Here is a 25735-nt window from a genome sequence, read left to right as displayed (position 1 = left end):
TGTGGTCAGGGTTCGCAAACAGAGCGGGCGCAGACAGGCTGCGCCCCAAAAAGATTAATCCCGGGCAGGACGTTCGCCACGCAGTAAACCGGATGCGCCTTCAGAGTAGTCACGCGGCATCTGCACTGGTGCCTGATCGTTGTCCGCCTCGGCCTCAGTGAGCTGATAGGCAAACGGATTTTTCTCGCCAGGCAGATTCGGCAGCAGGTCATTTGAGCCTTTTGCCATGTGCTGATAGAGCTGACGATAGTCACGCGCCATGTTATCCAGCAGCTCTGCGCTCTGCGCAAAGTGGTTGGTCAGCTCTTCGCGATAATCGGCCAGCTCTGCCTTCGATTTTTCCAGTTCGTACTGCATGCTGCGCTGCTCACGCAGCTTTCTGTTGCCAAAACGCATGGCGACTGCGCCGACAATAATACCTACCACTAAACCAATTAGCCCGTATTCCCAGGTCATAATGACTCCCGTGTTATTTCCATTGTTCCGTAGGGCGTTGCACCATTTCAATAATAGTCACTATACCCGTTAATCTTATGGTTGTGGAACTCCGGAGCAGCATGGCTTAGTGTAGAACGGCCTTTTTTTCAGCAACCGTAGTATGAACCAGACACCATTCAGGGACTTTGAAACAACAATGCAAACCTCAACTCCGCTTGCACGCTATGAGCAGGCGCTGTCGCAGGGCGAATTCAGGCCCGATGACGTACAACGCGAAGCCATTACCCGTTTAGACGCGCTGCAGCAGGCGCTGGTCGCCCGACAGCAATCTGCCGCGCCAGCCGCCTCCGGTCTGCTGGGGCGTCTGTCAAAATTGATCGGCAAAGAGAAAAACGAGACGCCAGAGCCGGTGCGTGGACTCTATATGTGGGGCGGTGTCGGCCGCGGAAAAACCTGGGTCATGGATCTCTTTTTTCAGTCTATTCCTGGCGATCGCAAACTGCGCCTGCACTTCCACCGCTTTATGCTGCGGGTGCATGAAGAGCTGACCCAGCTTCAGGGGCAGAGTGACCCGTTACTGATCATCGCGGACAGGTTCAAAGCCGAAACGGACATCCTCTGTTTTGATGAATTTTTTGTCTCGGATATCACCGATGCAATGCTGCTCGGCACGCTGATGGAAGCCCTGTTCGAACGTGGCATCGCCCTGGTCGCGACGTCGAATATCCCGCCTGACGATCTCTATCGCAATGGCCTGCAGCGCGCGCGCTTTCTGCCAGCGATTGAACAGATCAAACGGCACTGTGATGTGATGAATGTCGATGCCGGAATCGACTACCGTCTGCGCACGCTGACCTCCGCGCATCTCTGGAACTATCCGCTGAACAGTGAAACCCACGCCGAAATGACCCGGATGTTTAACGCGCTGTCCGGCAGTGAGCCTGAGGCGGCACCGGTGCTGGAAATCAATCACCGCCAGATGCCAACCCTGGGCGTCAGCGACGGCGTGCTGGCGATTAAATTCACAACGTTGTGCGGGGAAGGGCGCAGCCAGCATGACTACATCGCATTGTCGCGCCGTTTTCACAGCGTGCTGCTCTATGATGTCCCGGTGATGATTTACAAAACAGAGGATCAGGCGCGCCGCTTCCTGGCGCTGGTCGATGAGTTCTATGAGCGGCATGTGAAGCTGGTCGTGGCGGCAGAGACCTCCCTCACCGAGATCTATCAGGGGACGCGGCTGAAGTTTGAGTACCAGCGCTGCCTGTCCCGGCTTCAGGAGATGCAGAGCGAAGAGTATCTGCGTTTACCGCACCTGCCGTGAGAATAATCAGGATAAATACCGAAATAGGGTTCGATTTTTGTAATCGACTTCTCTATAATCTTGCGACCCCACGTTACAGCAAAGGATTTTTTTCCCAAATCCTCTGTGTTCCAGTAACTCTATCCGAAGGGGTGGCTTGCTGGTCAAAATGGTCGTGTGAGCCTCATTCGTTTACTTAAGCGTTTGGGATTTCACCAACGTGTAACTTAATTTGGGTAAGCTTTTCGATGAAAACTTTTACAGCTAAACCAGAAACCGTCCAACGTGACTGGTTTGTAGTTGACGCAACAGGCAAAACTTTGGGTCGCCTGGCGACTGAACTGGCGCGCCGTCTGCGTGGTAAGCATAAAGCGGAGTACACTCCGCATGTTGATACCGGTGATTACATCATCGTCCTGAACGCAGACAAAGTTGCTGTTACCGGCAACAAGCGTACTGACAAGATCTACTATCACCACACCGGCCACATCGGTGGTATCAAACAGGCGACCTTTGAAGAGATGATTGCTCGCCGTCCTGAGCGTGTGATTGAGATCGCGGTTAAAGGCATGCTGCCGAAGGGCCCGCTGGGTCGTGCTATGTACCGTAAACTGAAAGTTTACGCAGGCAACGAGCACAACCATGCGGCACAGCAACCGCAAGTTCTTGACATTTAATCGGGATTAAAGGCAATGGCTGAAACTCAAAACTACGGCACTGGTCGCCGCAAAAGCTCTACCGCTCGCGTATTCATTAAGCCGGGTAGCGGTAACATCGTAATTAACCAACGTTCTCTGGAACAGTACTTCGGCCGCGAAACTGCCCGCATGGTAGTTCGTCAGCCGCTTGAGCTGCTGGACCTGGTTGGTAAATTCGATCTGTATGTCACTGTTAAAGGTGGCGGTATTTCTGGTCAGGCTGGTGCGATCCGTCACGGTATCACCCGCGCTCTGATGGAATACGACGAATCACTGCGTGGAGAGCTGCGTAAAGCTGGCTTCGTAACGCGTGATGCGCGTCAGGTTGAACGTAAGAAAGTCGGCCTGCGTAAAGCACGTCGTCGTCCTCAGTTCTCCAAGCGTTAATTGTTTGCAGCTCCGGCTGCATCAGTTGGCACAAAAAACCCGCTTCGGCGGGTTTTTTATTTTCTGTTCTCCGCCTGCGTTACCGCAAAAACCGTAACCCCACGCTCAATTTACCTGCAAAGATTCATTCCACGCCCACAAGCAGCCTAAAATCTGGTAGACTCTGTGTCACTTTGCGCCCGCAGGCCGGTGCGTTATGCGCCTCCCCACTGTCGGGGCATCAGTATCTGTGGCGCAGCTAACCAGGTTGCGTGCGAGTTCGATGGGCAAGTGAGTCGCCGTGTGGTTGGCTATTCGCAGTATCTTTTTGTGAACAAACTTGGAGGTTTTCATGGCTGTCGCTGCCAACAAACGTTCGGTAATGACGCTGTTTTCTGGTCCTACTGACATTTTCAGCCACCAGGTTCGTATCGTCCTGGCGGAAAAGGGTGTCAGCGTAGAGATCGAGCAGGTCGAAATGGATAACCTGCCGCAGGATCTGATTGACCTCAATCCGTATCGCACGGTACCAACGCTGGTAGATCGTGAGCTGACGCTGTATGAATCACGCATCATCATGGAATATCTGGACGAGCGTTTTCCGCATCCACCTCTGATGCCGGTTTATCCGGTTGCCCGTGGTGACAGCCGCCTGATGATGCACCGCATCGAGCAGGACTGGTACAGCCTGATGCGTAAAGTTGAGAACAGCAGCGGTCAGGAAGCGGAAGCCGCACGCAAGCAACTGCGTGAAGAGCTGCTGGCCATCGCGCCCCTGTTTGGTCGTACGCCTTACTTCATGAGCGAAGAGTTCAGCCTGGTGGATTGCTACCTGGCTCCGCTGTTATGGCGTCTGCCTTCGATGGGCATCGATCTGATCGGCTCCGGTTCGAAAGAGCTGAAAGGTTACATGAACCGCGTATTTGAGCGTGACTCTTTCCTCGCTTCACTGACTGAAGCTGAACGTGAAATGCGCCTGCAAGCCCGGGCTTAACGTATGGAAATGTCGCAACTTACTGCACGTCGTCCCTATCTGCTGCGCGCCTTCTATGACTGGCTGCTCGACAACCAGCTGACGCCGCATCTGGTGGTCGACATCAATCTGCCGGGTGTGCAGGTGCCGCTGGAGTATGCGCGTGATGGACAGATCGTTCTGAACATCGCGCCACGCGCCGTGGGCAACCTCGACCTGGCCAACGATCAGGTGTCGTTTAACGCCCGCTTCGGCGGCGTTCCGCGCCAGGTTAATGTGCCGATGGCGGCGATTCTGGCTATCTATGCGCGTGAAAACGGCGCCGGAACGATGTTTGAACCGGAACCGGCTTACGAGCTGGGTACGCAGGAGACGTCAGAAGGGCAGGAAGAGACCATGATGTCCGTGATTGATGGCGATCGTCCTGACGATGCCAGCGATGACGAGACACCGCCTGATGACGATCCACCGCCGCGTGGCGGACGACCTTCACTGCGCGTCGTGAAATAGTCATATTCGCATCGTGAATACCCGCTGACCGGCGGGTATTTTTTTGCCTGCCAGCCATAAAAAAATCCGGCTGCCTGCGCAAGCCGGATTTTCTCCACAAACCGCTACGATTAATAGACGTCGCGCAGGTAGCGTTTTTCCTTTTTCAGCTGATCGACATAGTCCGCCGCACGCTCGGTAGAGAGCCCGCCAAACTGCCGGACCACTTCATACAGTGCGTTATCCACATCCTTCGCCATGCGCGAGGCATCGCCACAGACATAGAAGTATGCCCCTTCCTGCAGCCAGGCGTAGAGCTCGGCACCCTGCTCCAGCATCCGGCTCTGCACGTAGATCTTCTTCTCCTGATCGCGTGAGAACGCCAGGTCCAGGCGGGTCAGCAGGCCGCTGTCGCGCCAGGCCAGTAACTCATCCTGATAGATAAAGTCATGTTCCTGATGCTGATCGCCAAAGAACAGCCAGTTTTTACCCTGCGCGCCGGTGGCCTGGCGCTCCTGCAGGAAGGCGCGGAATGGCGCGATGCCGGTACCCGGTCCCACCATGATCAGCGGCGCACTGTTGTTAGCCGGCACGCGGAAGGCTTTGTTGGGAGAGATAAAGATGGCAGGCTTCTCGCCGCGACGCACGCGCTCGGCCAGATAGGTCGAGCAGACGCCACCGCGATTACGGCCACCGCTGTGATAACGCACCGAGGCCACCGTCAGGTGAACCTGATCAGGATGCGCTTTCGAGCTGGAGGAGATTGAATAGGCGCGATGCTGCAGCGGACGCAGCAGGGCCACAAACTCAGGCACCGACAGCGTGCGTGTCAGCTCCAGCTGCAGCAGATCCAGGGTATCTTTGCCCCACAGCCAGACGCCCAGCGCATCTTTATCATCATGCTGCAACACATGGCGCAGCTCCTGGTTTGTGGTGTTCTGACCGACCCATTCGATTAGCTTGCGCGACGGTTCGGAGATCTCGAACTGATAGGTCAGCAGGTCACCGAGACTGCGGTCAAAGCCCGGCACCGGCGTCTGGTAGTCAGCGTTAAGCTGCGTCAGCAGCAGGCTGACCAGCGACGGCTCGTTGACCGGGATGACACCCAGCGCATCGCCCGCTTCATATTTCAGGCCGCTGCCAGCGAGGTCAAACTCGAAATGACGGATATCTTTGGCCGACTGCTCACCTGACAGGCGTTTATTGGTGATCAGCGCCGCGGCATACGGATTCGATTTGTTACTGCCCGGGATCACCGGCGCTTCCGGCGCGCTTTCCAGCACGGTGCCGCTGCTGCCCGCGCTGGCGGCGAACTGTGGCATGGAGCTGTTCAGCCACTCGCTGGAAGGCTCTTCGTAGTCGATGTCGCAGTCGATACGATCGACCACGCGTTTCGCGCCCAGCTGCTCCAGGCGCATATCGATAAACTTACCCGCCTGGCAGAAGCCGTCGTAGCCGGTGTCACCAATCGCCAGCACGGCGAAGTGCATCTGCTCCAGACGCGGTGCGGTACTGGCCGAGATCGCGTCCCAGAACAGCTGCGCGTTGTCCGGCATTTCGCCCTCGCCATAGGTTGAGGTAACGATCAGGACGTGACGCATGGTGGCGAACACGTCGAGGTCGACATCGCCCAGCGCCTGAACCACCGGCACCAGACCTTTCGCGCGAGCAGATTTCGCTGCGGTCTGCGCCAGCGCCTCAGCGTTACCGGTCTGTGAACCGTAAAGGATATGCAGTTGCGTGGTAGCAGCGGCGCCCGTTCCTGCGGCAGGTTGCTGTTTGTCTTCTAACACCAGCAGACGGGAGTGAAGGCCGGCAAGAAAGCCAGCCAGCCAGTACTTCTGATCGCCATTGAAAGGTGCATCTTCTGGAATATAAGGAATTTTCATGGGTACTTTTACTCAATCCCGTTCTCGCCCGTTATCAGTGGCGTTATCCGGTGTGAAAGCGGTTCCGCTTTCCCGCGCTGCAGCATTTACAGCAGGGGAGAGCGGTTCTGCTTCTGTCCGGTACAACGATTAACCCGGGCAATGACCATTAATAATATTCAGTTCCGCCTGAACCCTGTCAGGGTCAGGAGAGTTTACCCACTGCCGCTGCGATTTCCGGCAGTGCCGCACGCGCAAACAGCTCTTCAAAGTCCGGCAGGTGGCCCAGCACCTCCCGGTTACAGGCATCCTGATACATGATCCAGCCATAGGTCGCCAGGCTGTCCATCGAACGGATGTTACGCTGTGTCAGGGCTGCTTTGTAATCTGACATACGCTTGGAGCCGATCAGGCTGGCCAGTTCATCATCGCTGTAACTTTCGATGGCGGAACGGGCATGACGCTGCAGCTTGCTGACCAGCGCAAAGTCTTCAGTCATCAGCAGATTGCGCACCGCCTTTTCGACCGCGGGATCTTCAACCGGCGTGCCTTTTGGCAGCTTCGCCAGGGCCAGCTGCTGGGCAAAGCTCAGCACGGTATAGTTATTCAGCAGGACAAACATCTCCAGCGTGTCGGTCGCGCCATAGGCTGGCACGGCGCCGTTAGCGATGGTTTTACCCTGACGCCAGGCCGCTTTGAATTTCGCAACCTGATGAGCCGCCAGCGCCGTTGACAGCTCTTCGAGCAGGTCTTTGCGGCTTTTGGCCTTCAGGATCTCGCCGCCATCCTGGTAGAGCAGCAGTGAGCGCGGCATCACGTAAACAAAGTGGTGACATTCGGTTTCCCAGTTTTCCAGCAGCCAGGCGGCCCGTGGTGAGCCGGTAGCCGCCAGATGCCAGTTCAGCATGGTCAGCACCGCCTGCTTGTGTACCTGGGCCATCTCGTCCTGATCGGCAATTGAGCCGAACTGCACGGAATCACCGGCTGCATGGCTGGCCAGCGTGCCGTAGGGATCGTACTGGTAGGCAAAGCCACCGCTCATGCCGTTACCAAATCCTTTACCGAAGGTTCCCAGGTTGAGGATGGCACCGTTGGTCATATATTCGCAGCAGAAGTCACCGACGCCTTCAACAACCGCCGTGGCACCAGAGTTACGCACCGCGAAACGGTCTCCCGCCTGGCCCTGCACGAACAGACGTCCGCCGGTCGCGCCGAACAGCGCAAAGTTACCGATCAGCACGTTGCCATCGCTATCCTGTGCGCCGCCGCCAGGTGACATCACGATCAGCTCACCGCCACACTGTCCTTTGCCGACACCATCGTTACAGGTGCCATAATGCGTCATCTGCATGCCATCGTTGCAGAAGGCGCCAAATGACTGACCGGCAGATCCGGTGGTCGCGATTTTCACGCTCTCAGGCGCCAGATAGCGGCGGCCGCGATCGTCGGTGAGAACGGCAGGCATCGCCTGCAACTGCGCCGGTGTCAGCTGATGATTCAGCATGCGTTCGATATCGATCGCCAGCTGACCACCCACGCTTTTGTTACGGTTATTCAGCACGATGTTGTCACCCAGGGCGACGTCAGGATTACCCTGTTCCACCAGCGACAGCTTCAGCTGCTCAATCCAGCCATCATCCAGCTCAAAATCTTTTTCCAGGTAGACCGGCTTGTCGATTTTCAGCTCTGGTACCACAGTGAGCATGGCGCGCAGGTCGAGTTTACCCACCTCCAGCGGGTGATCCATCAGGTGCAGCAGGTCGGCGCGGCCGCGTGCTTCACGCAGCGAACGCAGGCCCATGCGCGCCAGGATCTCACGCACTTCATGCGCCACGTTGAGGAAATATTGCGCCAGCTGACGGGGATCGCCATCAAAGGCTTCGGCATTGGTGGTTAACCCGGCCGGGCATTTCACGTTGCAGTTTTTTGCCATCACGCATTTCAGCATCATCAGCGCGGTGGTGCCGAACTCGAAGCTGTCGCCGCCCAGCAGCGCCGATTTCACTACGTCGCTGCCGGTCTGTTGCGCGCCTGAGCAGCGCAGCTGTACTTTCTCGCGCAGCCCGTTTGCACATAGCGCCTGGTGGACTTCGGCGATGCCGATTTCCGCCACACGTCCGGTATATTTCAGGCTGGTCACCGAGGCAGCGCCGGTGCCGCCGGTGTTACCCGCGACGTTGATTACGTCAGCGCCCGCTTTCGCCACGCCGACCGCGATGGTGCCGATCCCTTCTGACGAAACCAGCTTCACGATCACGCGCACCCGCGCGGCCTTGCAGTCGTGGATCAGCTGCGCCAGATCTTCGATCGAATAGGTATCGTGATGCGGCGGCGGCGAGACCAGCTCGACGCCAGGCGTGCCGCCACGCGCCGCTGCAATCTCGACGGTGACTTTGGCGGCCGGTAACTGGCCGCCTTCGCCAGGCTTCGCGCCCTGACCGATTTTGATCTCCAGCTCTTCCAGCATCGGATCGGCCAGATAGGCGGCCCAGACGCCGAAACGGCCCGACGCCAGCTGCTTGATGCGTGAGGCGCGGATGGTGCCGTGACGCGAGTAGTGTTCACCCCCTTCACCGCAGTTACTCATGCCACCAACCATGTTGGTGCCGTGGGCGACTGCTTCATGCGCCGGTGCGACCAGCGCGCCGTGGCTCATTGCCCCGGAAGCAAAGGTACGGGTAATTTCACAGGCTGGCTGCACTTCGCTCAGCGGCAGTGAGGGCAGGGTCGTGAAAATACGGGACAGATAATCTGCTGCTTTGCCATAGGCGGTGACTTTCAGACCGCCGCTGACCACCTCGCTGCTCTCGATGTCGTCGCCGAAGCGCGATTTCAGGGCGCGGGAGAGATTCTGCAGACGTTCGCTTTCAGGTTTCAGCCCCTCAATGGCGTCGGTCAGACGCAGCATAAAGTGGTTCAGGCTGCCATCCACCGCCTCACACTCCATGCCACGAATGGCAAAGCCATTATTCGTCAGTGAGTAGCGACCCAGCTTGCGGCGGAACTCCGCTTCGCTGTCGATATGGGTCAGGTCAGCCGGGAAGGTCAGGATGTCGCGCAGCGCCGCCGGGCGACGTTTACGCTCTTCATACATCAGGCTTGAGAACTGACGGTAATCGGCCGTGATGGCAAAATTGTTGATGACCTCATCCGGGATGCGCTCGAAGCTGCTGTCTTTAAACGTCTCTGGCTTGATGCCAAATGCGTTATCGAGTTTGGCCAGCGTCATCAGACGGATGAAGTTATCCTCTTCGCGGGCTTTGTCGGCAAAGCGAATCGGCTCTTCGGTCATGTCGATAAAGGTCCGCACGGCGATGGTGCCGTATGAGTGACCGGCTCCCTCCGCGCGCTCTTTAAACAGGCCCAGCAGCGGCACATCTGATTCACCCTGAATTCTGAGTGCGCTCTGATGCCAGTCAACCGCCATCTGGGCGATGGTAGCGAAACCTGCGCCGCCCACCGGGGTTTTAATGTTCGGGAAATACTTTTTCAGCACCGGATCGTCGGTGTTGAGGAAGTTAGGCTCAAAGAATTCGCCGCAGCTGTAGCTCTCCACGGTGCAGAGCCCCACTTTGCCCATGGTTTTCATCAGCGCTTTTTCGGCGGCTTTGGCATAGCGTTTAAAGGCTTTGTTGCCTTCCTCGCCTTCACCATATTTCTCCTCTGCGCGCATCTGAACGCCCAGCGGATAGATCGCGGAGGCACCGAAGCCAAGGGTCGCGGCGATATGGTGCGAGGAGATGCTCTGACCGCTTTCTACTACCAGCGAGACATCCAGACGCAGCCCTTCCTGTACCAGACGCTGGTTGATGGCAGAGACCACCAGCAGCATCGGAATGGCGGCCTGTTTCGAGGAGATGTGGCGGTCGGTCAGTACGGCGATGCCGCCCTGGGAGCGGGCAAAATCCACCACCTGCTGCGCCAGGTCATCGATCGCTTTTTCCAGCGCGTTGGCGTTCGCCGTCATGCTCAGCAGATCTTTGCCGACGACCGGCTCGTAAAGCATCTCAAAACGGGCATAAGGCGCAATGGTCTGCTCGCGTAAGCGCAGCATATCCAGATGGCTGAGGATCGGGGTAGGCACCACGATCTGACGGCCTTTGCTGCGACCCAGATGCGGTTTTGCGCCCAGCGCGACCCGCAGCGTCATGCCATCCGCTTCGCGGATGGAGTCCAGCGGCGGGTTGGTGACCTGTGCAAAACGCTGCGAGAAGTAGTGCGCCATGCCGCCTTCGTGGTCGGATAAGCCATTGATGGCGTTGCCGTAACCCATTGCAGAGATCTTCTCTGCACCGGTATTCAGCATCGGGTCCATCATGAACTTGAAGCTTTCCTGGTTGTAGTAATAGGCCACAAAACGCTGATAGGTTTTCAGATCGCCACGATAGCGCAGCGGTGAGCCCTGCTGCTCCGCCGGGATCTCGGGCAGGTCATCCAGCCCGACGCGGGCTTCACGCAGCAGCGCCAGATAATCTTTTTCCGCAGCCAGTTTTTCCAGCGCCTGCAGCGTGGTGTAGCTGCGTTTTTCACGATGATCGAAATAGAGCATCCCGCCCGCTTCAATACGGCCACGACGCAGTACGCTTTCCGGTGGAAAGGCGATCTGGCCCGCTTCCGACATCGCACCAATATACTCAGCCGTTTCGACGGAACGCAGAGGACGCAGACCCAGGCGGTCAAGGCGTGCGCCAATCACTTCGCCGTTGCCGAAGATTAATGCAGCAGGGCCGTCGTTCTTCTCTTCGTACAGAGAGAAATACTCCAGCATGGCGCGCACTTCCGGCGACAGCTCGCTGTCATTCTCCCAGGCGGGCGGCATCATGGAGACCACGGCGGTGATCAGATCGAGGTTGTCCTCCATCAGGCGGCTGTGGATGCTCTGATCCAGCCGTGAGCTGTCGGACTGGCCTTTTGGTCGCACGATTTTTTTACCACGGGCCAGCGCCAGCGCGGCTTCCGCGATGCGGTTTTTACGGTCCGTGTTCAGCTCGCCGTTGTGCGCCATCAGACGGAAGGGCTGTGCCATCGTGGTGTGGGGGTCGGTGTTGGTGGAGAAGCGGGTATGGAAAAACAGTCCGCGCACCTGATGATCGGGATCGGTCAGATCTTTGAAGTAAGGGATGACTTCATTGGAATTCAGACGCGCCTTAAACACCTGCGTGCGTGAGGAGAGCGACAGCGGGTAGAGTCCGCCAAATTCGCTTTCGGTAAATGCACGGGCCTCAATCGTTAACAGGGCGCGATAGATGCGTTGTTCGAAGTCATTCTGATCGACCACGTCCTGCGGGGCAGTGAAGATCCACTGCAGAATCGGTAACTGGAACTGCACGGCGGCCGGGCGCGTCACGCTGCTGTCCAGCGGCATATCACGCTTCATGATGACCGGCAGGCCAAAGCTGCTCAGCGTCTCATCTACCAGGCGCTCGGCATTTGCCCGCAGCTCTGCATCTTTCGGCACAAAGAAGTTGCCGACGCCAAAGCGACCCGCTTCCAGCGGCTCTCCGGTAATTTTGCGGAAGAAATGCAGCGACAGGTCGACGTTGACCCCCGCGCCGTCACCCACGCCTTCTGCTGACATTCCGCCGCGGTGAGGCACCGTACACAGGGCGCTGTGCGCCATCTGCAGGATCTCGTGGGTCTGCTCGCCGTCCTTACGCGTAATGAAACCTACACCACAGCTGTCACTGCCTGCTGTCGGATCATACAAGCCATAGGATTGAGGTTTTTTAGTGGACATTGAGGGTCTCCTTAAACTGCTTTGACATTACCTGCACTGTTTCAGGGTCTGAGCGCAACCAGGGCGCAGCTTCTTTTTTCTCGCCATGATCTGTCGAGCACGCGTCATAGCCCTGAGCATTTCTCTCCAGACATCGGTAAAACGTCTTTTAATGAGCTGCTCTGATTTCCGGTCTCGTAAAGGAGATGACTTAAACCACGCGGGAGTCTTCTTGTTGCATAGATATGCCGAGACAATGACCCGTCTGGAAAGCTTTCAGCGGATTTCCAACTTATCGGGAAAGCGTAATCAGGTCAAATAGGGCGGTCAGGCGGGCTAATCAGACGTTTTATGGGTTTAAGTTAATGAATAATATGATTTTTAAGGTTTAAAATGTGTCACTCTGGCACCCGGCGATCGGCCGATAAATGTGAACTGACTCACTGTAGGGCAGGCATCAGATCTCTGCACAATGCTGGTGAGAGTGGGATAAACAGCATTAAATGCTGTTCAGCACAGATGATACATAGAATGTATCTGTTTTTCTTATGTCCGCCTTTTTGAATGAAACTGCGCCGGGTTATAAGAAAAATTAATCAGCATAGATGTGCTTAAAACATCACTAAAGATGAATGGGTATTCATATAAACGGGATGGGCCTGCGCAACAGAACGTTGCCAGGATATTGAAAAAAGGCCGTACAGAGAAATCTGAGATTCGCTGGCGGCTTTACAGATTATTCATTTGGCACAATCAGTCAAGGGTTTTAACCGTTTTGTCCTTAACGTCGCCGAACGGTCGTGCGGATGCACCATAATGGCGCATCTGCGTCCGGATCTTCGCGTGACGGGCTGCGACGTTGTCGGGCCATCTGCGTTATAGTGAGGCGGTTTCTCTTTCAGGGAGTGGGTATGAAGCAAATTCGTCTGTTGGCGCAGTACTACGTTGATTTGATGGTCAAGCTGGGACTGGTGCGGTTCTCGCTGCTGCTGGCGTCGGCGCTGGTGGTGCTGGCGATGATTGTCCAGATGGCGGTCACGATGGTACTGCGGGGTCATGTTGAGAGCATCGACGTGGTGCGTTCGGTCTTCTTCGGGCTGCTGATCACGCCCTGGGCGGTCTATTTCCTGTCAGTGGTGGTCGACCAGCTGGAGGAGTCGCGGCAGCGGCTGGCCCGGCTGGTGGATAAGCTGGAGGAGATGCGTACCCGCGATCTGGAACTCAACCAGCAGATGAAAGAGACCATCACGCAGCTGAATCAGGAGATCAGCGACCGTAAAAAAGCGGAGCTGGCGCGCGAACAGGTGATGGATAAGCTGCGTGAGGAGGTGACGCGCCGTGAACAGGCGCAGATCGAGCTGGAACAGCAATCCTCTTTTCTGCGCTCCTTCCTGGATGCCTCGCCAGACCTGGTGTTCTATCGCAACATCGATAAACAGTTCTCCGGCTGTAACCGGGCGATGGAGCTGCTGACCGGCAAAAGCGAAAAACAGCTGATTGGCCTGACGCCGCGTGACATCTACGATGATGAAGCGGCGACCAAGGTCCTGGAGACGGATGAGAAAGTGTTCCGCCACAACGTCTCGCTGACCTATGAACAGTGGCTGCAATATCCCGACGGCCGCAAAGCCTGTTTTGAGATCCGTAAAGTGCCCTATTATGACCGCGTCGGTAAGCGCAGCGGGCTGATGGGCTTTGGTCGCGATATAACCGAGCGTAAGCGCTATCAGGACGCGTTAGAGAACGCCAGCCGGGAAAAGACCACCTTTATCTCAACGATCAGCCACGAGCTTCGTACGCCGCTTAATGGCATTGTCGGCCTGAGCCGGATTCTGCTGGACACCGATCTGAATCAGGAGCAGCTGAAATACCTGAAAACCATCCATGTCTCGGCCATCACGCTGGGCAACATCTTCAACGATGTGATTGAGGTGGACAAGATCGAACGGCGTAAGGTGCAGCTGGATAATCAGCCGCTCGATTTTACCGGCTTCCTCGCCGATTTAGAGAATCTCTCCGGCCTGCTGGCACAGCCTAAAGGGCTGAAGTTTGTGCTCGCGCCGCAGCTGCCGCTGCCACACATGATCGCTACCGACGGCACCCGTCTTCGTCAGATTCTGTGGAACCTGATTGGCAACGCGGTGAAGTTTACCCAGCAGGGGGAGATCCTTGTGCGGGTCACCTATGAGCAGGATGAGACGCTGCGCTTCGAGGTTCAGGACTCCGGCATGGGGATCCCGCAGGATGAGCAGGACAAGATCTTTGCAATGTACTATCAGGTTAAAGATCAGCATGGCGGTAAACCGGCGACCGGCACCGGCATCGGGCTGGCGGTGTCCCGCCGTCTGGCGCAGGCGATGGGCGGCGATATCCGTGTTCACAGCGCGCCAGGGCAGGGCTCCTGCTTTACCGTCGAGATCCACGCGCCGCGCATTGCGGAAGAGGTGGAAAACGAAGGCGTGGAGGACAGCCTGCCGCTACCGGCCCTGCACGTCCTGCTGGTTGAAGATATTGAGCTGAATGTGATTGTGGCACGTTCGGTTCTGGAGAAGCTGGGCTGCAGCGTCGAGGTCGCCATGACCGGCCAGGCGGCGCTGGCGATGTTTGACCCGCTGGAGTTTGATCTGGTGCTGCTGGACATTCAGCTGCCGGATATGACCGGGCTGGATGTCTCGCGGGCCATTCGCCAGCAGTATCAGGGAACCCATCTGCCTCCGCTGGTGGCGCTCACCGCAAACGTCCTCAAAGACAAAAAAGAGTATTTCGACGCGGGCATGGATGATGTGCTCAGCAAGCCTCTGGCGGTTCCGGCACTGACGGCGATGATCAAAAAGTACTGGGATTATCAGTCTGAACCGGAAGAGGAGACCTCTGCCGGGCGCGATGATAAAACCCTGATGCTGCTGGATGTCGCGATGCTTGAACAGTATATCGAGCTGGTTGGCCCTGGCCTGATCACCCAGAGCCTGACGATGTTCGAAAAAATGATGCCGGATTACCTGGCCGTGCTGGAATCCAACCTGATGGCGCGGGATCAGAAAGGGATTGCTGAAGAGGGGCATAAAATCAAAGGCGCGGCGGGTTCAGTCGGGCTGCAGCGTTTACAGATGCTGGCGAAACAGATTCAGAGTCCGGAGCTGCCGGCGTGGTGGGACAACGTGACGGAGTGGATTGATGAGCTGAAGCACGAGTGGCGACACGATGTGCAGGTATTGCGCGACTGGGTGGCAGAACAGGAACGCTGATACGCCAGAAAAAAATGACCCCAGCCGAGGCCGGGGTGCGCGAATACTGCGCCAACACCAGGGAAATCATTGCGGCCGCTATGATCTGAATAATTAATGCAGCCGCAGGGTATTGGTTAACACTGTCATCACCTTAGCAAATCCCTCTTCACATGCGACAAGATTCATTAAAAATTGTGATATTGAGCAGCGTTTAAATACAGAAAACATTAATTTGGCAACACAGTCAAGTAAGGAATCAATTTACGTGCTGCATTGCTGAAAAAATAGCCATTTTTGCCCTTTTTCGGGTAGTTTTAACGCGCCTGTGAGAGGGGAGTGGGGCGCGGATGCTGCCGGTGACGTCGCCGTTAATAACGATGCCACCGGTACGGCTAAGACGCTGATATTGCAAGCAAGCACCCTGAAATGACACGAATAATCCAAAACAATCCGGAATGGTAAATATGAATCTGCCGCTTTCTCTTTTTATCCGCATGGCTTAAGTACAATTACTGAGCGAAACCAGGGCCAGCGCAAAGATGACTCCTTCCGTTTAGCGCTGTTTATTTAAACGTTATAACGATAATTCTGATTAATATATAGACCGTGATGGAATCGGAAAAAAATAAAAGTTAAGAGGATTGAATGATTTTAACCGGCGCTTATTACCCATTATTAACTGTTTATCTGGAAAGCTGGTGCCGGGTCAGGATGAATGGAACCGATTCCTTTTTGCCGGAAGTCCTTGAACTATTTCGAACTGTTGCAGCATTTTGATGCAAAATGACTGAATAAAGTCTGGAAACTGTCGGCTGAATTCCAACAAAATTCGTAAAAAGCCCGTCTCCGGGGTAGTGATTACATGTGTGATTGATTAACGTCTGAAACAGGTATGGGAAGATTGCATGAAGAAGCATAAAGGAAGCGTCGGGCAGCGTATCAGGCGGATCGCGGGCCGAATTGCGCTGGTCTGGCTGGGGCTCTGGCTGGCGGGAATATTACTCTTTGCCTTCCTGCCGGTTCCGTTCTCCGCAGTGATGGCGGAACGGCAGATCGGGGCCTGGCTGCGCGGTGATTTTAGCTATGTCGCTCATTCAGACTGGGTCGGCCATGATGAGATCTCGCCCTGGATGGGGCTGGCCGTCATCGCCTCTGAAGATCAGAAGTTCCCCACTCACTGGGGTTTTGATGTGGCAGCGATTGAGTCGGTGCTGGATAAGAAGGAGAGCCAGATGCGCGGTGCCTCCACGCTGTCACAACAGACGGCGAAAAACCTCTTCCTGTGGGATGGACGCAGCTGGATACGAAAAGGTCTGGAAGCGGGTCTGACGGTGGGGCTGGAAACGGTCTGGACGAAACGGCGCATTCTGACCGTCTATCTCAACATTGCCGAGTTCGGGCCAGGAATTTTTGGCGTTGAGGCGGCGGCGCAGCGCTACTTCCACAAGCCAGCCAGCCGGCTGACTGCAGCAGACGCAGCGTTACTGGCGGCGGTGTTGCCTAATCCGATTCGCTATCGTGCGGCGGCCCCCTCCGGCTATATCAGAGAGCGCCAGCAGTGGATCCTGCGCCAGATGCGCCAGCTGGGCGGAGAGGGCTTTTTACAGCGTAATCAGCTCAACTGAGCCTTAATCTTCATCGAAGCCCGCTTCGAACAGTTCGATGACCGCCGCCAGCGCCGGAACCTCTTCCGGGCCGCTGGCTTCGATCTCAATGTGCCCGCCTTTTGCTGAATCGAGCATCAGCAGCGCGATCACGCTGCTGGCTTCGGCTTCGGTGCCCGCTTCGTTGCGCAGCAGGACTTCGGCGTCAAAGCTCTGCACCAGCTCAAAGAGCTTCATTGCCGGACGGGCGTGCATACCCAGCTTATTTTTGATTTCTACAGTTTGTCTGACGGTCATGATTTGCGCTTTTCCAGCGTGCGATGGCGTGACTGTACATTCTTACCGCGTGAACGGAAGTAATCGGCCAGCTGCTCGGCGATATAGACGGAGCGATGTTTGCCGCCGGTACAGCCAATCGCCACGGTAAGATAGCTACGGTTATTGGTTTCCAGCATCGGCAGCCAAAGTTCTAAATAGCTGCGCGTCTGGTAGATAAAATTGTGCACTTCGGTATGGCGATCGAGGAAGGCCGCCACCGGACGGTCGAGGCCCGTCATCGGCCGCAGCTTGGGATCCCAGTGGGGATTGGGCAGAAAGCGCACGTCAAACACGTAGTCCGCATCAATAGGGATGCCATGTTTGAAGCCAAAGGATTCGAACACCATGGTCAGCTCACGTTCACGCTTGCCCAGCAGACGGGTACGCAGCATCTCGGCCAGCTCATGCACCGACATCTCAGAGGTGTCGATAATCAGATCAGCCCGGGAACGCAGCGGCTCCAGCAGATCGCTCTCTTCGTCAATCGCGCTCTCCAGCGACAGGTTCTTGCTGGAGAGCGGGTGCAGACGGCGTGTATCGCTGTAACGACGAATCAGGGTATTGCGATCGGCGTCGAGAAACAACAGCTGCGGTGAAAAGGAGTCAGGCAGATTATTCAGCGCGGTTTCGAAAATTTCAGGGGATTCAGGCATGTTGCGGACATCGATACTGACCGCCGCCGAAATATTGCGATCGGCCAGCGAGTTCGCTAACTCCGGCAGCAGCACGACCGGCAGGTTATCGACGCAGTAGAATCCCATATCTTCCAGCGCACGGAGCGCCACTGACTTCCCCGAGCCTGAACGACCGCTAACGATCATCAGCACCATGACCTTCTCTCCCGTTTTAAAACCGGCAACCGGCCGGTAAAGACGCGTTACTGCTCTGTCTGGATTTCCGTAATAATGGCATAGAGCTCTTCATCACTCTGCGCCGCGCGCAGACGGCGGCAGACCGTTTTATCTGCCAGACGTTTTGCCACCAGTGAAAGGGTGTGCAGATGCGTTTTGCACTGGTCAGCCGGCACCAGCAGGGCAAACAGCAGATCGACCGGCTGGTTATCGACAGCATCAAACGCAATCGGCTGTTCGAGGCTGATAAAGACCCCGACCGCGCGCAGCGTATCCTCTTCCAGCTTGCCGTGAGGAATAGCGATGCCGTTGCCGATACCGGTACTGCCCATGCGTTCACGGGTCAGGATCGCTTCGAAAAGCGTCTGGTGCGGCAGGTTGAGCTGCTTAGCGGCCAGTTCGCTGATGATTTCCAGCGCACGTTTTTTGCTCTGGCAGTGTACGCCGCTGCGGGTGCAGTCTGGCGAAAGCACCGTGCTCAATTCCAGTGTAAGATCGTTGTTCATTAGCGTTTCACTTGCGAGTTCACCAGGCCATTCACCGCCAGCGCGTCCTGACGCGGGAGACAAACGGCGCCTCTGCTCAGATGACAAAACGGGGCGGATTATCCGCCCCATCCTGTCGGCTCTGCGCGGCAGGCGCGCGTAGCTGGCGTGAAGGTTAGTGTTTTTTCAGTTTATCTTTGTGTTTGGTCAGCTGACGGGCGAGCTTATCGATAAGCCCGTCAATGGCCGCATACATATCTTCTGCTTCCGAAGTGGCGTGCAGCTCGCCACCATTTACGTGAAGTGTTGCGTCAGCCACCTGAGTGACTTTCTCAACTTTCAGGACAATATAGACCTGATTGATATGTTCAAAATAGTGTTCCAGTTTGGCAAATTTACCGCTGACAAACTCACGCAGAGGCGGAGTGATTTCAACGTGTTGCCCGGTCAGGTTCAGCTGCATAGGTCTTCCTTCTCATGTCTTTCAAACCAGCTGTTTACGCTGGTTCGATGGCGGGATGGATAAAGACTCACGATATTTGGCGACGGTTCGCCGTGCCACCATAATCCCCTGATCAGATAACATGGAGGTCAGTTTACTGTCGCTCAAGGGTTTGGCTGGATTTTCCGCCGAAATTAATTTTTTCACCAGCGCGCGGATCGCCGTCGAAGAGGCTTCACCGCCACCCTCGGTATTCACATGGCTGGAGAAAAAGTACTTCAGTTCGAAAATGCCCCGCGGGCTGTGCAGATACTTCTGCGTTGTCACGCGGGAAATGGTCGACTCGTGCATCTCAACAGCCTGGGCGATATCGGCCAGTACCATCGGACGCATAAACTCTTCACCCTGCTCGAAAAACGCCTGCTGCTGTTCAACAATACAGCGCGTCACTTTCAGCAGCGTATCGTTACGGCTTTCCAGACTCTTAATCAGCCAGCGCGCCTCCTGCAGATTACTGCGAATAAACTGGCTGTCGCTCTCATTGCGCGTGGTGCCGCCCATTGCGGCGTAGTGCTGGTTGATCCTGAGGCGCGGCACACTGTCGGCGTTAAGTTCAACCGTCCAGCGGCTGCCGACCTTGCGCACCAGTACATCGGGAATCACATATTCCGGTTCGCCGGTATTGATCGACTGGCCCGGGCGCGGGTCCAGCGACTGAATCAGCAGCATCGCCTCTTTCAGCACCTCTTCTTTAAGGCGCGTGACCCGCATCAGGCTGCGGAAATCGTGATTAGCCAGCAGGTCGAGATGTTCGCTGACGATCAGACGCGCCTCTGCCAGCATCGGGGTTTCGGGCGCATACTGCGAAAGCTGTACCAGCAGGCAGTCACGCAGGTCGCGCGCGCCGACGCCGATCGGATCGAAGCGCTGGATGCGTTTCAGCACCGCTTCTACTTCGTCCACTTCCAGTTCGTCGTTACCGATGCCGTCGAGGATCTCCTCAAGCGAAACGGTAAGATACCCGGTGTCATCGATAGCGTCGACGATAGAGGTCGCAATCGCGCGATCGGTGTCACTGAATGGCGTCAGTCCGACCTGCCACATCAGATAATCCTGCAGAGACTGAGTGGTTTCGCCCTGATAAACCGGTAACTCATCATCCTGATAATCGGTGCCGGTACCAGACGGCGTGCCAGCCGTGTAGATCTCATCCCAGGTGGCATCCAGCGGCAGCTCATCGGGCATCTCTTTCTGCTCAAGGGCTTCGCGGGTGTCCAGCGCCTCGGCCTCAGACGATTCCCGGGCGTCGATCTCTTCGTGCAGTTCGGTCTGCTCAAGCAGCGGGTTGCTTTCCAGTGCAAGCTGTAACTCCTGCTGGAGTTCAAGCGTAGAGAGCTGCAGCAGACGAATGGCCTGCTGCAGTTGTGGCGTCATTGCCAGCTGTTGGCTGAACCTGAGTTGTAAACCTTGCTTCATAGACAGGATGATAGTTCCCAGGTAAACATCACAATTAACGACACCTTATCAGAGTCTGAACTCTTCACCCAAATAAACCCGCTTCACCTGCTCATCGGCCAGGATCTCGTTCGGCGTGCCGTGCGCAATCAGGTGACCCTGGCTGACGATGTAAGCCCGCTCACAGACCGCTAAGGTTTCACGCACGTTGTGGTCGGTGATCAGCACGCCCAGGCCACTGTCACGCAGATGCTCGATGATCTTTTTGATGTCGATAACGGAGATCGGGTCAACACCGGCAAAAGGCTCATCCAGCAGGATAAACTTAGGATTGGCCGCCAGCGCACGCGCGATCTCGACACGACGGCGTTCACCGCCCGACAGTGCCTGACCCATGCTGTCGCGCAGGTGTTCGATGTGGAACTCTTCCATCAGTTCGCGGGCGCGATCCTGACGCTGCTCTTCCGTCAGATCGTCGCGGATCTGCAGGACGGCCATCAGGTTATCGTAGACGCTGAGGCGACGGAAAATAGAGGCTTCCTGCGGCAGATAGCCGATGCCGCGACGTGCGCGGGCATGCAGTGGCAGGATGCTGATATCTTCATCATCAATGACAATGCGACCCGCGTCGCGGGGCACGATCCCCACCACCATGTAAAAAGTGGTGGTCTTACCGGCACCGTTCGGGCCCAGCAGGCCGACAATCTCGCCGGACTTGACCTGCAGACTGACATCTTCTACCACGCGACGGCCCTTATATGCCTTCGCCAGGTTTTCTGCAATTAATGTGGCCATAGCTATCAGTTACTCTTCTTTCCGCTGGTGGACGAACCTTTATCCTGAAGCTGCGACGGCACCAGAACGGTGGTCACGCGCTTGTTCTGGCCCTGGCTGTAAGCCTGCATTTTCTGCTCTTTCACCAGGTAGGTAATACGGTCGCCTTTGATGTTGCTGTCCTGCTGCTCGATAAACGCATTGCCGGTCAGTTCAACGAAATCGTTCGCCAGTTCGTAGTGCAGTTTAGCGGCGTGGCCCTGCACCGGCTTGCCGCTGTCCTGCATCTGATAAAAGGTGGCGGGGTTGCCGTAGGCGTCAACGATGGTTTTCTTGCTGTCGCCGCCCGGACGGGTCACCACGACTTTATCAGCCGTGATTTTGATTGATCCCTGGGTCACGATGACATTGCCGGTAAAGGTCGCAACGTTGCCCTGCAAATCCAGCGCCTGATTCTGCGAGTCAATGTTTACGGGCTTGTCCGAGTCACCGGTCAGGGCCAGCGCCGGCACGCTGGTTGCCAGCAGTACCGAGGCCAGCAGGAGCTTCAAACTATTTTTGTTCATTTTGAATTTCATAAGAGGTTTTGACCTTCTCGATTAACTCGGCGTTTTTCGTCCGTAAATTGCCGCGCATTTTCATGCCAGTGGAGTTAAAGCTGCGGCCATACAATGTCACCTGATCATCAGAGGTAACATCCTGAGTGACAAGATTGATCTGCGCATTATCGGTTTTGATGCGCTCAAGCTGAGAGTCCTGCGTCAGGGTATTCAGCTCAACATGGCCATAAAGATAAAGCATACGATCTTTGGTGAGCTTTGCTTTATCTGCCCGTAGCGACCAGGTCGGAATTTTGTTCTCATCAAAGGTGGTCATCACCGGGTTCTCGAACCAGCTCAGTTCGTCGTCCGAAAAATAGGTCACTTTGTCCGAGGTCAGTTTATAGGAGAGCGCGCCCTGCGGGTTATAAACCACAGTGTGCGAATCGGCACTGGTATAGGTCGGCGACTGTGTGCCATTGCCGACAGACGTGCCATCGTCATCCTGGTTAGTAAGATTCCAGCCGATCAAAACCAGTGCAATCAAGGTCAGAATCAGCGTTATCCAACGCCTGCTTTTACTCATACTGATTGCCCTTTGGCATCCTCAAATTTGTTCTGCGCCATTAAGATCAGATCACATACTTCACGCACCGCGCCGCGTCCGCCAGCGATCCGCGTGACATAGTGCGCGCGCGGCAGCAGAATCGGATGAGCATCCGCGACTGCCACGCTTAATCCCACTTTCGCCATAACCGGCCAGTCAATCAGATCGTCACCTATGTAGGCGACCTGGTCGTCGGAAAGGGACAGTTTATCCAGAAGTTCACGATAGGCCAAAAGCTTATCCGATTGTCCCTGATAAAGATGGCGAATGCCGAGCGTTTTACAGCGATCTTCCATCAGTCGGGCATTGCGGCCGGTAATAATAGCCACTTCCACATCGGAGGTCAGCAGGCAGCGGACGCCGTAACCATCCCGCACGTTGAATGCCTTCAGCTCTTCGCCATTGTTCCCCATGTAGATCACGCCGTCGGACATCACGCCATCGACGTCGCAGATCAGCAGACGGATCCGGCTGGCGCGCGCCATCACGTCGGCGCTGACCGGGCCATAGCAGGTCTCTATCGGGGGAGTTGCCAGTTGCATTTTCTCTTCCTGTTCAGACTACGCCAGCGCGCAGCATGTCATGCATATGTACCACGCCGAGCAGATGGTCGTCATCGGCCACCAGAATCGAAGTGATGTTTTTCGTCTGCATCAGATTCAGGGCTTCAACCGCCAGCATGTTCGGCCGGACGCGGATGCCGCCTGGCGTCATCACTTCGCCGATTGTGGCGCGCTGAAAGTCGATGCCCATGTCAAAGATGCGGCGCAGGTCACCATCGGTAAAGATCCCCTCAATTTTCATCAGGTCGTCGACGATAACCGTCAGACCCAGATTCTTGCGGGTGATCTCCAGCAGCGCATCGCGCAGGGAGGCGTCACGGGTGACGTGCGGCAGTTCATCGCCGCTGTGCATGATATCCGCCACATGCAGCAGCAGCTTGCGGCCCAGCGCGCCGCCGGGGTGGGAGAGGGCAAAATCTTCTGCCGTGAATCCGCGCGCTTCCAGCAGCGACACGGCCAGCGCGTCGCCCATCACCAGGGTCGCCGTGGTGCTGGTGGTCGGGGCCAGACCCAGCGGACAGGCTTCCTGGGGTACGTGCACGCAAAGATGCACATCCGCCACGCGGCCCATGGCGCTTTCGGGCCGTCCGGTTATGCAGATCAGCGCGATGTGCTGACGCTTTAAGACCGGGATCAGCGCGAGGATCTCGTTCGACTCTCCGCTGTTGGAGATGGCGATCACCACATCATTTCTGCTCACCATGCCCAGATCGCCGTGGCTGGCTTCGGCAGGATGGACAAAGAAGGCGGGCGTGCCGGTGCTGGCGAAGGTCGCCGCCATTTTTTTACCGATATGGCCAGACTTCCCCATGCCCATCACCACCACTTTACCCTGGCAGCCGTAGATCAGGGCGCAGGCGCGGGCGAAATCGTCATTGATATATTGATCGAGCTGTTCCAGTCCTTCACGCTCAATGCGGAGCACGGTCTTGCCCGCTTGCTGAAAATCAAAGGCAGTTGGTTGCTGATATGACATAGTGAGTCTGTCCTTGTTAACCGTTCATGAATGCCGGCTGTAACCACAGCAGCGTCACCCAGACGAAGAAACCACAGAGTAAAATCAGGCCCGCCGTACGGCCAACACGTCGGCGACGAAGCAGGCAGAGCAGGGCAAACAGGGCGCTGACGCCCAGCATGACCCAGTAATCACGGGCAAAGGCATGATAATCGACGCTGCCCGGATGAATCAGTGCCGGAAGTCCCAGCACGATGGCAATATTATAAATGTTGGCGCCGATGAGATTGCCGATCGCAATATCATCTTCGCCTTTCAGTGCCCCGGCAAGCACCGTTGCCAGCTCGGGCAGGCTGGTGCCAACGGCGATCAGGGTCAGACCCATCACCAGTTCGCTGACGCCAAAGTAGTCGGCAAAGGCGGTGGCATTGTCGATCACCATCCGTGTCGACATCGGCAGAATAATCAGCGCGACAGCCAGCCAGAGAAAGGCCACCGTATTTCCACTCTCTTCACGCGGCAGTTCAGCCAGCTGCTCGCGGGTCAGGGTGTCATTGTTGTCCTGTTCCGCCTTACGCGCGATGCGAATCACCACCATCAGATAAATAGCGGCAATGGCAATCAGGCCAATGCCATCAAGTCGGCTAAGCTGATTATCAAACAGCATGAAACCGCTGAGCAGGGTGACCAGTAACATCAACGGGAGCTCACGCCGAATCAGATTGGAGTGAACAGTTAACGGATGTATTAGCGCAGCGGCACCCAGAATCAGTAGAATGTTGGTAATGTTCGAGCCCAGGGCGGTGCCCACAGCCAGATCCATCTGGCCATGCTGCGCCGCAGAAAAGGAGAGGATCATCTCTGGCAGCGAGGTGCCGATGCTGACAACGGTCATGCCGATAATCAGTGGCGGAATGCCAAATGATCGACACAATATAGAGGCGCTAAACACCAGACGATCGGCACCATAAGCCAGTAAAAGCAAACCGATAATCAGCAGTGCAGAAGCTACGAACATGAAAAATCCTTGCATAAAAACCCGGGCGGCTATGCCTTTCCCGACCGGTTTACGGTTCTGTTTGGCGAGACAGGCGCTGATTTTGACCGTCTGAACGGCAAAAGTAAATTTAATGACCATTTTCGGCAAATCTTAGCGGTAAGTTTCTGTAAAGCTATCGTGAATCATGACCGAACAGGCTACCATCGTACCCCATGTTTACGCCCGATCCTGACAAGAGGTGACAATGATCCAGCAGCAAACGAATCTGGTTGAGGTTCGTGGCGTGAGTTTTTCGCGCGGAGATCGCACAATCTTCGATGACATTTCGCTGACCGTGCCAAAAGGCAAAGTGACGGCGATAATGGGACCGTCGGGGATAGGAAAAACCACTCTGCTACGCTTGATTGGGGGGCAGCTTCAGCCGACCCAGGGTGAAATCCTGTTTCGCGGCGAAAACATTCCGTCATTATCCCGCGCTAAATTGTACGAAGCGCGTAAAAAAATGAGCATGCTGTTCCAGTCTGGCGCGCTGTTCACTGACTTAACGGTCTATGAAAATGTGGCCTGGCCACTGCGGGAGCATACGCAGCTGCCTGCGCCGCTGCTGCACAGCACCGTGCTGATGAAGCTGGAGGCGGTGGGCCTGCGTGGCGCCGCGCAGCTGAAACCGGCTGAGCTGTCGGGCGGGATGGCGCGTCGCGTGGCTCTGGCGCGCGCTATCGCGCTTGAACCCGAACTGATCATGTTTGACGAGCCTTTCGTCGGCCAGGATCCGATCACCATGGGGGTGCTGGTTAAGCTTATTGACGAACTGAACCATGCCCTGGGCCTGACCTGTATTGTGGTCTCGCACGACGTACCGGAAGTACTGAGTATCGCGGACTACGCCTATATCGTGGCCGGACAAAAAATTATCGCACAGGGCACCACCCCCGCACTGCGAGAGAATAACGACCCGCGTGTTCGCCAGTTTATCGATGGCGATGCGGATGGTCCGGTTCCTTTCCGTTTTCCTGCCGGCGACTATCTCGCAGATTTAACCGGCTCAGGGAGTAATTAAACCG

At 56.1% G+C, this 25735-nt stretch carries 22 protein-coding genes; 8 read left to right on the top strand and 14 right to left on the bottom strand.

Annotated features, from left to right (window positions below):
* Window positions 1–54: 54 nt before the first annotated feature.
* Window positions 55–456, bottom strand: a complete 402-nt coding sequence (gene zapG / locus ACR6AS_RS12070; RefSeq protein WP_111142165.1) for a Z-ring associated protein ZapG — start codon at window positions 454–456, stop codon at window positions 55–57.
* A gap of 178 nt (window positions 457–634) precedes the next feature.
* Here zapG and zapE point away from each other — a divergent pair, with 178 nt between their 5' ends.
* From zapE to sspB, 5 genes are all read left to right on the top strand, one after another.
* Entirely contained in the window at window positions 635–1762 is a 1128-nt protein-coding gene (zapE, locus tag ACR6AS_RS12065; protein ID WP_111142166.1) for a cell division protein ZapE, read from the top strand.
* Window positions 1763–1989: 227 nt separating this feature from the next.
* On the top strand, window positions 1990–2418 hold the full coding sequence (gene rplM, locus ACR6AS_RS12060; RefSeq protein ID WP_111142167.1) for a 50S ribosomal protein L13: 429 nt from the start codon (window positions 1990–1992) through the stop codon (window positions 2416–2418).
* A gap of 15 nt (window positions 2419–2433) precedes the next feature.
* Window positions 2434–2826 (top strand): 30S ribosomal protein S9, encoded by a 393-nt coding sequence (rpsI, locus tag ACR6AS_RS12055; protein WP_008925401.1) that lies wholly within the window; start codon window positions 2434–2436, stop codon window positions 2824–2826.
* 331 nt (window positions 2827–3157) lie between these two features.
* Window positions 3158–3799: a stringent starvation protein SspA gene (gene sspA, locus ACR6AS_RS12050; protein WP_009092481.1), complete on the top strand. Its 642-nt coding sequence runs from the start codon at window positions 3158–3160 to the stop codon at window positions 3797–3799.
* A gap of 3 nt (window positions 3800–3802) precedes the next feature.
* Window positions 3803–4288 (top strand): ClpXP protease specificity-enhancing factor, encoded by a 486-nt coding sequence (sspB, locus tag ACR6AS_RS12045; protein WP_293774222.1) that lies wholly within the window; start codon window positions 3803–3805, stop codon window positions 4286–4288.
* 110 nt (window positions 4289–4398) lie between these two features.
* Here sspB and ACR6AS_RS12040 read toward each other — a convergent pair whose 3' ends face one another.
* Both ACR6AS_RS12040 and ACR6AS_RS12035 read right to left on the bottom strand, forming a co-directional pair.
* Window positions 4399–6156: a sulfite reductase subunit alpha gene (locus ACR6AS_RS12040; RefSeq protein WP_293774220.1), complete on the bottom strand. Its 1758-nt coding sequence runs from the start codon at window positions 6154–6156 to the stop codon at window positions 4399–4401.
* Window positions 6157–6340: 184 nt separating this feature from the next.
* Window positions 6341–11872 (bottom strand): glutamate synthase-related protein, encoded by a 5532-nt coding sequence (locus tag ACR6AS_RS12035; protein ID WP_293774218.1) that lies wholly within the window; start codon window positions 11870–11872, stop codon window positions 6341–6343.
* Between the two features lie 890 nt (window positions 11873–12762).
* Between ACR6AS_RS12035 and arcB the strand changes: the two genes are divergently transcribed.
* Window positions 12763–15096, top strand: coding sequence for an aerobic respiration two-component sensor histidine kinase ArcB (gene arcB, locus ACR6AS_RS12030; RefSeq protein WP_367396018.1), 2334 nt, complete (start codon window positions 12763–12765; stop codon window positions 15094–15096).
* 887 nt (window positions 15097–15983) lie between these two features.
* Window positions 15984–16703, top strand: coding sequence for a monofunctional biosynthetic peptidoglycan transglycosylase (mtgA, locus tag ACR6AS_RS12025; protein WP_111142245.1), 720 nt, complete (start codon window positions 15984–15986; stop codon window positions 16701–16703).
* A 3-nt stretch (window positions 16704–16706) separates the two neighbouring features.
* Here mtgA and npr read toward each other — a convergent pair whose 3' ends face one another.
* The 11 genes from npr to ACR6AS_RS11970 all read right to left on the bottom strand — a co-directional run bounded on the left by npr (window position 16707) and on the right by ACR6AS_RS11970 (window position 24689).
* A complete protein-coding gene (npr, locus tag ACR6AS_RS12020) occupies window positions 16707–16979 on the bottom strand; it encodes a PTS phosphocarrier protein NPr (protein WP_003851116.1) in 273 nt (90 codons plus the stop codon).
* The gene (gene rapZ, locus ACR6AS_RS12015; RefSeq protein WP_111142246.1) at window positions 16976–17830 is read right to left on the bottom strand and encodes an RNase adapter RapZ; all 855 of its coding nucleotides are present in this window, start codon (window positions 17828–17830) and stop codon (window positions 16976–16978) included. The genes npr and rapZ overlap by 4 nt, the downstream gene beginning before the upstream one ends.
* Before the next feature lie 47 nt (window positions 17831–17877).
* The gene (ptsN, locus tag ACR6AS_RS12010) at window positions 17878–18357 is read right to left on the bottom strand and encodes a PTS IIA-like nitrogen regulatory protein PtsN (RefSeq protein WP_008925405.1); all 480 of its coding nucleotides are present in this window, start codon (window positions 18355–18357) and stop codon (window positions 17878–17880) included.
* A 154-nt stretch (window positions 18358–18511) separates the two neighbouring features.
* Complete coding sequence (gene hpf / locus ACR6AS_RS12005) at window positions 18512–18799, bottom strand: ribosome hibernation promoting factor (RefSeq protein WP_013359877.1); 288 nt, start codon at window positions 18797–18799, stop codon at window positions 18512–18514.
* 21 nt (window positions 18800–18820) lie between these two features.
* Entirely contained in the window at window positions 18821–20254 is a 1434-nt protein-coding gene (gene rpoN, locus ACR6AS_RS12000) for an RNA polymerase factor sigma-54 (RefSeq protein ID WP_111139602.1), read from the bottom strand.
* Window positions 20255–20302: 48 nt separating this feature from the next.
* Window positions 20303–21028 carry an LPS export ABC transporter ATP-binding protein gene (lptB, locus tag ACR6AS_RS11995; RefSeq protein ID WP_009092467.1) on the bottom strand — a complete coding sequence of 242 codons (726 nt, stop codon included), beginning with the start codon at window positions 21026–21028 and terminating at the stop codon, window positions 20303–20305.
* Window positions 21029–21033: 5 nt separating this feature from the next.
* Window positions 21034–21585, bottom strand: coding sequence for a lipopolysaccharide ABC transporter substrate-binding protein LptA (lptA, locus tag ACR6AS_RS11990; RefSeq protein ID WP_111139601.1), 552 nt, complete (start codon window positions 21583–21585; stop codon window positions 21034–21036).
* Entirely contained in the window at window positions 21560–22132 is a 573-nt protein-coding gene (lptC, locus tag ACR6AS_RS11985; protein WP_434162293.1) for an LPS export ABC transporter periplasmic protein LptC, read from the bottom strand. Before lptC ends, lptA begins: the two co-directional genes overlap by 26 nt.
* Window positions 22129–22695, bottom strand: a complete 567-nt coding sequence (kdsC, locus tag ACR6AS_RS11980) for a 3-deoxy-manno-octulosonate-8-phosphatase KdsC (RefSeq protein ID WP_111139599.1) — start codon at window positions 22693–22695, stop codon at window positions 22129–22131. Before kdsC ends, lptC begins: the two co-directional genes overlap by 4 nt.
* Window positions 22696–22708: 13 nt before the next feature.
* Window positions 22709–23692, bottom strand: a complete 984-nt coding sequence (gene kdsD, locus ACR6AS_RS11975) for an arabinose-5-phosphate isomerase KdsD (protein WP_111139598.1) — start codon at window positions 23690–23692, stop codon at window positions 22709–22711.
* Between the two features lie 16 nt (window positions 23693–23708).
* Window positions 23709–24689 carry a calcium/sodium antiporter gene (locus ACR6AS_RS11970; RefSeq protein ID WP_293774208.1) on the bottom strand — a complete coding sequence of 327 codons (981 nt, stop codon included), beginning with the start codon at window positions 24687–24689 and terminating at the stop codon, window positions 23709–23711.
* A gap of 226 nt (window positions 24690–24915) precedes the next feature.
* Here ACR6AS_RS11970 and mlaF point away from each other — a divergent pair, with 226 nt between their 5' ends.
* On the top strand, window positions 24916–25731 hold the full coding sequence (gene mlaF, locus ACR6AS_RS11965) for a phospholipid ABC transporter ATP-binding protein MlaF (protein ID WP_111139597.1): 816 nt from the start codon (window positions 24916–24918) through the stop codon (window positions 25729–25731).
* Window positions 25732–25735 lie beyond the last annotated feature (4 nt).

Source organism: Pantoea phosphatilytica (assembly GCF_051025615.1).
In the GTDB taxonomy this organism is placed as follows: Bacteria; Pseudomonadota; Gammaproteobacteria; order Enterobacterales; family Enterobacteriaceae; genus Pantoea.
Note: the sequence above shows the minus strand (reverse complement) of the source record. Positions and strands in the feature narration are given on the sequence as shown.

Bases quoted from the DNA above. Each gene is read 5' to 3' on its own strand.
- sspA (WP_009092481.1), top strand. From the start codon at position 3,158: ATGGCTGTCGCTGCCAACAAACGTTCGGTAATGACGCTGTTTTCTGGT.
- mlaF (WP_111139597.1), top strand. From the start codon at position 24,916: ATGATCCAGCAGCAAACGAATCTGGTTGAGGTTCGTGGCGTGAGTTTT.
- ACR6AS_RS11970 (WP_293774208.1), bottom strand. From the start codon at position 24,689: ATGTTCGTAGCTTCTGCACTGCTGATTATCGGTTTGCTTTTACTGGCT.
- ACR6AS_RS12040 (WP_293774220.1), bottom strand. From the start codon at position 6,156: ATGAAAATTCCTTATATTCCAGAAGATGCACCTTTCAATGGCGATCAG.
- ACR6AS_RS12035 (WP_293774218.1), bottom strand. From the start codon at position 11,872: ATGTCCACTAAAAAACCTCAATCCTATGGCTTGTATGATCCGACAGCA.
- rplM (WP_111142167.1), top strand. From the start codon at position 1,990: ATGAAAACTTTTACAGCTAAACCAGAAACCGTCCAACGTGACTGGTTT.
- kdsD (WP_111139598.1), bottom strand. From the start codon at position 23,692: ATGTCATATCAGCAACCAACTGCCTTTGATTTTCAGCAAGCGGGCAAG.
- lptA (WP_111139601.1), bottom strand. From the start codon at position 21,585: ATGAAATTCAAAATGAACAAAAATAGTTTGAAGCTCCTGCTGGCCTCG.
- ptsN (WP_008925405.1), bottom strand. From the start codon at position 18,357: ATGAACAACGATCTTACACTGGAATTGAGCACGGTGCTTTCGCCAGAC.
- npr (WP_003851116.1), bottom strand. From the start codon at position 16,979: ATGACCGTCAGACAAACTGTAGAAATCAAAAATAAGCTGGGTATGCAC.
- zapE (WP_111142166.1), top strand. From the start codon at position 635: ATGCAAACCTCAACTCCGCTTGCACGCTATGAGCAGGCGCTGTCGCAG.
- hpf (WP_013359877.1), bottom strand. From the start codon at position 18,799: ATGCAGCTGAACCTGACCGGGCAACACGTTGAAATCACTCCGCCTCTG.
- rpoN (WP_111139602.1), bottom strand. From the start codon at position 20,254: ATGAAGCAAGGTTTACAACTCAGGTTCAGCCAACAGCTGGCAATGACG.
- sspB (WP_293774222.1), top strand. From the start codon at position 3,803: ATGGAAATGTCGCAACTTACTGCACGTCGTCCCTATCTGCTGCGCGCC.
- lptC (WP_434162293.1), bottom strand. From the start codon at position 22,132: ATGAGTAAAAGCAGGCGTTGGATAACGCTGATTCTGACCTTGATTGCA.
- zapG (WP_111142165.1), bottom strand. From the start codon at position 456: ATGACCTGGGAATACGGGCTAATTGGTTTAGTGGTAGGTATTATTGTC.
- kdsC (WP_111139599.1), bottom strand. From the start codon at position 22,695: ATGCAACTGGCAACTCCCCCGATAGAGACCTGCTATGGCCCGGTCAGC.
- arcB (WP_367396018.1), top strand. From the start codon at position 12,763: ATGAAGCAAATTCGTCTGTTGGCGCAGTACTACGTTGATTTGATGGTC.
- lptB (WP_009092467.1), bottom strand. From the start codon at position 21,028: ATGGCCACATTAATTGCAGAAAACCTGGCGAAGGCATATAAGGGCCGT.
- rapZ (WP_111142246.1), bottom strand. From the start codon at position 17,830: ATGGTGCTGATGATCGTTAGCGGTCGTTCAGGCTCGGGGAAGTCAGTG.
- mtgA (WP_111142245.1), top strand. From the start codon at position 15,984: ATGAAGAAGCATAAAGGAAGCGTCGGGCAGCGTATCAGGCGGATCGCG.
- rpsI (WP_008925401.1), top strand. From the start codon at position 2,434: ATGGCTGAAACTCAAAACTACGGCACTGGTCGCCGCAAAAGCTCTACC.